The following is a 4,444-nucleotide window of genomic DNA, read 5'->3' on the forward strand; positions in this document are numbered from 1 at the left end:
CAACACGCTCACCCCCGGCTACAGGCCGAGGCTGAAGGCGCGGCTGATGAAGCGGTTCCTGGAGGACGGGGTGGCCGTGGCGGTCCGCTCCGACATCGGCCTGTTGCGGCAGGCCCTGCGGGGCTTCCACATGCTGGAGGATCCCTCAGCCTGGTTGAAGCGGCCGGCCAACCTGCTGCGGGTGATGGGCTACTGGGCCCGCGGCAAGAAGGCCAATGCGGCGGCCTATCCGCCCAAGCTCGGCCCGGGCCGCCAGGAGATGATGCGGACCCTGGGCCTGTCGCCGGAGCTGGACATCGAGCGGCTGAAGGAAGCCGCTTAGACCCCGGTTACAGACCAGCAGACTCCCGCTCTCCTTCTCCCCTTGCGGGAGAAGGTGGCCCTGCGGAGCAGGGTCGGATGAGGGGTCGATAGGCCTCTCGGGCTGGGGCGTCGAAGGATGTCCGGAGAGCGGAGTGCAACCCCTCATCCGGCGCGCCGCGCGCGCCACCTTCTCCCGCAAGGGGAGAAGGAAACCCGCCCCGCCGTTGGGCCGCTTAGTCCGGCGTCTGCATCGAGAACAGCGACCCGGCGGCCATCTGGTCCCGCGTCGCCTCGGGGGCCAGGGTGGCGGCCTTGTCCAGCTCCACCAGTTCCGGCGGCACGTACCAGTGCAGCTTGTCGGAGTGGTAGGCCTCCCAGACCACCTTGGCGACCTCCAGGGGCGGGATGGCGCGGAACAGGCCCTCCTTGGGCGCCCCCGCCGCGGCGCCGGGCGGCAGGATCGCGGTGTCGATCAGGCCCGGCAGCACGTCGGCGACCCGGACCCCATAGGCCTTGAACTCCACCGACAGGGCCTCGCTGAGGCCCTTCACAGCGTGCTTGGTGGCCGAATAGACCGCGATCCCGGCCATGCCGAAGGTGGCGGAGGAGGACGAGGTGGTGAAGCAGAGCGACCCCGGGGTGGCCTTCAGCAGGCCGATCCCCTCGTGGATGCCGATCAGCACGCCCACGAAATTGACCTGGACCACGGCCATGACGTCCTCGAAGGGCTGGTCGGCGAAGGGACCGCCCCGGCCGATCCCGGCATTGTTGTAGAGCAGGTCGAGCTTGCCGCCCGTCGCCGCCCCGAACTCCGCGAAGGCGGCCTGGAAATCGGCGCGGTCGGTGACGTCCAGGGTGCGGACGACGCAGTTGTCGGCCCCCAGCTCGGCCTCCAGGCTCTTCAGCCCCTCGGCGTTGACGTCATAGCCGCCGACGAACCAGCCCTTCTCGTGGAACAGCCGGGCGGTCTCCCGCCCCATGCCAGAGGCGGCCCCGGTGATGAAGATCGACTTGCGTCCCTTGGCCTGGCCCATGGCGGCTCCTCCCTTGTTGTTGGGGGAAGATTGAGCCCCTTGGCGCCACGGAAGGCTAGGCGCAGGATCAGAGAAATTCTCCCGGCTCGCCGCCCTAGTCGATTTGGGGCGACTAACCGGAGGTTGCATTTCTCGGCGACCTGATATTCCTTCAAGTCATGACTCGCAACCCCTGCCCCTGCTGTGGCTACCAGACTTTTTCGGAGGGCCCAGGTTCCTACGAAAATTGCCGTATCTGCACTTGGGAGGACGACTACACTCAACTCACCTGCCCTACGCAGGGAGGCGGCCCGAACATTTCTCTTGTTGAGGCGCAGCGGAATTACGTCGCCTTTGGGTGCACGGAGAAGCGACGGAAACATTTCAGTCGAGCACCGACCACCGCCGATGTCCGGGATCCAGGATGGAGACCGCTCACCCCGGCTGACATCTCGGAGCTTGAATCCGCCGACAACGAAGACCTTCGCAGGGAGCCTTACTACTGGCGTCGAACAGGCAAAGTGCGGAAGGTCTGAGGTCCAGCGGTCAACCGGGCTGGCTCACTCTAAAGCTGGCAGGTTCGCCCCTCAGATCAGCCCCGACTGCGGCGACGACGGGTCCCCGTAGACCCGGCGCGGCATCCGCCCCGCCAGGAAGGCCTGACGGCCGGCGATGACGGCGTGCTTCATGGCGCTGGCCATCAGGATGGGGTCGCGGGCGTCGGAGATGGCGGTGTTCATGAGGACGGCGTCGCAGCCCATCTCCATGGCGATGGCGGCGTCCGAGGCGGTGCCCAGCCCAGCGTCCACCAGGACCGGCACCTTGGCCTGTTCGATGATCAGGCCGATATTGACCTTGTTGAGGATGCCCAGGCCCGACCCGATGGGGGCGGCCAGCGGCATGACGGCGCAGGCGCCGGCGTCTTCCAGCTTGCGGGCATAGACCGGGTCGTCGGTGCAGTAGACCATCACCTGGAAGCCCTCTGCGATCAGCATCTTGAGCGCCCGCAGGGTCTCTTCCATGTCCGGATAGAGCAGCTTGGGGTCCGACAGCACCTCCAGCTTCACCAGGTCCCAGCCGCCGGCCTCGCGGGCCAGGCGCAGGGTGCGCACCGCCTCCTCGCCGGTGAAGCAGCCGGCGGTGTTGGGCAGGTAGGTGAAGCGGTCGGGCTTCACATAGTCCACCAGCATCTGCTGGCTGGGATCGGACAGGTTCACCCGGCGCAGGGCCACGGTGACGATCTCGGCTCCGGCCGCCTCGGCGGCGGCGGCGTTCTGGGCGTAGTCCTTGTACTTCCCCGTGCCGATGATCAGCCGCGAGGTGAAGGTGCGCCCGGCGAGGTTCCACCTATCTTCTTGGGTGTGGGTCGCGCCGTCCATCTCAGCCGCCTCCGATGAAGTGGACGATCTCGATCCGGTCGCCGTCGGAGAGCGCGGTGGCGCCATAGGCCGAGCGCGGCACGATCTCGAGATTGCGCTCCACGGCCACCTTGCGGGGGTCGAGACCCAGGCTCAGCACCAGGGCGGCGAGGTCCGAGAGGCCCGAAAAGGACCGCTCTTCGCCATTGATGGTCAGGGTCATGACCGCCTCGTCCAACACGTCGTCCATTCCCAGTGCTTGTGACCCCCGCCGCCGCCCGTTACAAGACGGCGGAATCGACGGCGGAGCCGAATGTCGAAACCGATCTATGTGCTGAGCGGGCCCAACCTCAACCTCCTGGGCGTCCGCGAGCCTGAGATTTACGGAAAAGCCACGCTGGACGATGTGCGCAAGCTCTGTGAGCAACGCGCCGCCGCCCTGGGGCGAACCGTCGTGTTCCATCAATCCAACCACTAAGGCCAGCTGATCGACTGGGTGCAGGAGGCCCGCACCGAGGCGTCCGCCCTCGTCATCAACCCGGCGGGCTATGGCCACACCTCCATCGCCCTGTTGGACGCCCTGAAGATGCTCGATATCCCCATCGTCGAGTGCCACCTCTCGAACCCGGCGTCGCGCGAGGCGTTCCGCCGTGAAACCTATGTCTCGCTGGCCGCCACCGGACTGGTGTCGGGATTCGGCGCGGCAAGTTATGTCCTGGCCGTCGAGGCCGCCGCGGGTCAGTCCGCGTAACCTCTCAGCCTAAGAATAAGGGTCTTTTCCATGGCTAGCACTCCCAAGGCGCCCGCCGATCCGATCGACGCGCGCCTGGTGCGCAAACTGGCCGACATCCTCACCGACACGGGTTTGTCGGAGATCGAGGTCGAGCATTCGGGCCTGAAGATCCGCGTCGCCCGGACGATGACCGCCGCGCCGATGCAGTATGTCCAGCACCAGCCGATGGCCCACGCCCCGGCCCAGGCCGCGCCGGCCGCCCCTGCCCTCGACGCCCCGCCCAGCGCCGCGGCTGTGGCCGCCGAGGCCCGCCGCGCCGGCGACCTGGTCAAGTCGCCCATGGTCGGCACCGTCTACATGCAGCCCCAGCCCGACGCCCCGCCCTTCGTGAAGGTCGGCGACAGCGTCGCCGCCGGCCAGACCCTGATGATCATCGAGGCCATGAAGACCATGAACCCGATCCCCGCCCCCAAGGCCGGCAAGGTCGCGGAGATCCTGGTGGGCGATGGCGACCCGGTGGAGTTCGGCGAACCTCTCGTCGTCATCGAGTAGGTCCATGTTCGAGAAAATCCTCATCGCCAACCGGGGCGAGATCGCGTTGCGGGTCCACAGGGCCTGCAAGGAAATGGGCATCTCCACGGTGGCCGTGCACTCGGAGGCCGACGCCGGCGCCATGTGGGTGCGGCTGGCCGACGAGAGCGTCTGCATCGGCCCGCGCTCGGCGGCCAAGAGCTACCTGAACATCCCCTCGATCATCGCCGCGGCCGAGATCACCGGCGCCCAAGCCATCCACCCTGGCTATGGCTTCCTGTCTGAGAACGCCCGCTTCGCCGAGTTCGTCACGGCCCACGGCTTCACCTTCATCGGCCCCAAGGCCGAGCACATCCTGATGATGGGCGACAAGATCACCGCCAAGCAGGCGGTGAAGGACGCGGGCATCCCCGTGGTCCCCGGCTCCGACGGCGCCGTGACCACGGAGGAGGAGGCCTTCGCCGCCGCCAAGCAGATCGGTTTCCCGGTCCTGATCAAGGCCGCCG

Annotated in this window: 6 protein-coding genes and 2 pseudogenes; 5 read left to right on the forward strand and 3 right to left on the reverse strand. The window is 67.4% G+C overall.

The window, feature by feature from the left end; translation table 11 throughout:
• Positions 1 to 322 (forward strand): annotated as a pseudogene (locus Q7T09_RS04260) (hypothetical protein); the annotation flags it as partial.
• A 214-nt stretch (positions 323 to 536) separates the two neighbouring features.
• Here Q7T09_RS04260 and Q7T09_RS04265 read toward each other — a convergent pair.
• Positions 537 to 1,337 carry an SDR family oxidoreductase gene (locus tag Q7T09_RS04265; protein ID WP_304697909.1) on the reverse strand — a complete coding sequence of 267 codons (801 nt, stop codon included), beginning with the start codon at positions 1,335 to 1,337 and terminating at the stop codon, positions 537 to 539.
• A gap of 158 nt (positions 1,338 to 1,495) precedes the next feature.
• On the opposite strand from Q7T09_RS04265, the gene Q7T09_RS20455 reads away from it, so the two are divergent.
• Positions 1,496 to 1,852, forward strand: a complete 357-nt coding sequence (locus Q7T09_RS20455) for a CPCC family cysteine-rich protein (RefSeq protein WP_370689198.1) — start codon at positions 1,496 to 1,498, stop codon at positions 1,850 to 1,852.
• A 51-nt stretch (positions 1,853 to 1,903) separates the two neighbouring features.
• Here the strand turns inward: Q7T09_RS20455 and Q7T09_RS04270 are convergent, their stop codons facing one another.
• Entirely contained in the window at positions 1,904 to 2,695 is a 792-nt protein-coding gene (locus Q7T09_RS04270) for a thiazole synthase (RefSeq protein ID WP_304697910.1), read from the reverse strand.
• 1 nt (position 2,696) lies between these two features.
• A complete protein-coding gene (gene thiS / locus Q7T09_RS04275; RefSeq protein ID WP_293493248.1) occupies positions 2,697 to 2,897 on the reverse strand; it encodes a sulfur carrier protein ThiS in 201 nt (66 codons plus the stop codon).
• 90 nt (positions 2,898 to 2,987) lie between these two features.
• Between thiS and Q7T09_RS04280 the strand changes: the two are divergent.
• The 3 genes and pseudogenes from Q7T09_RS04280 to Q7T09_RS04290 form a co-directional block, all read left to right on the forward strand.
• A pseudogene (locus tag Q7T09_RS04280) lies at positions 2,988 to 3,425 on the forward strand (type II 3-dehydroquinate dehydratase).
• A gap of 30 nt (positions 3,426 to 3,455) precedes the next feature.
• Entirely contained in the window at positions 3,456 to 3,959 is a 504-nt protein-coding gene (accB, locus tag Q7T09_RS04285; protein ID WP_304697911.1) for an acetyl-CoA carboxylase biotin carboxyl carrier protein, read from the forward strand.
• 4 nt (positions 3,960 to 3,963) lie between these two features.
• A partial coding sequence (locus Q7T09_RS04290) for a biotin carboxylase N-terminal domain-containing protein (protein ID WP_304697912.1) occupies positions 3,964 to 4,444 on the forward strand: 481 nt, incomplete at its 3' end.

This window comes from Phenylobacterium sp. (assembly GCF_030645195.1).
In the GTDB taxonomy this organism is placed as follows: Bacteria; Pseudomonadota; Alphaproteobacteria; order Caulobacterales; family Caulobacteraceae; genus Phenylobacterium.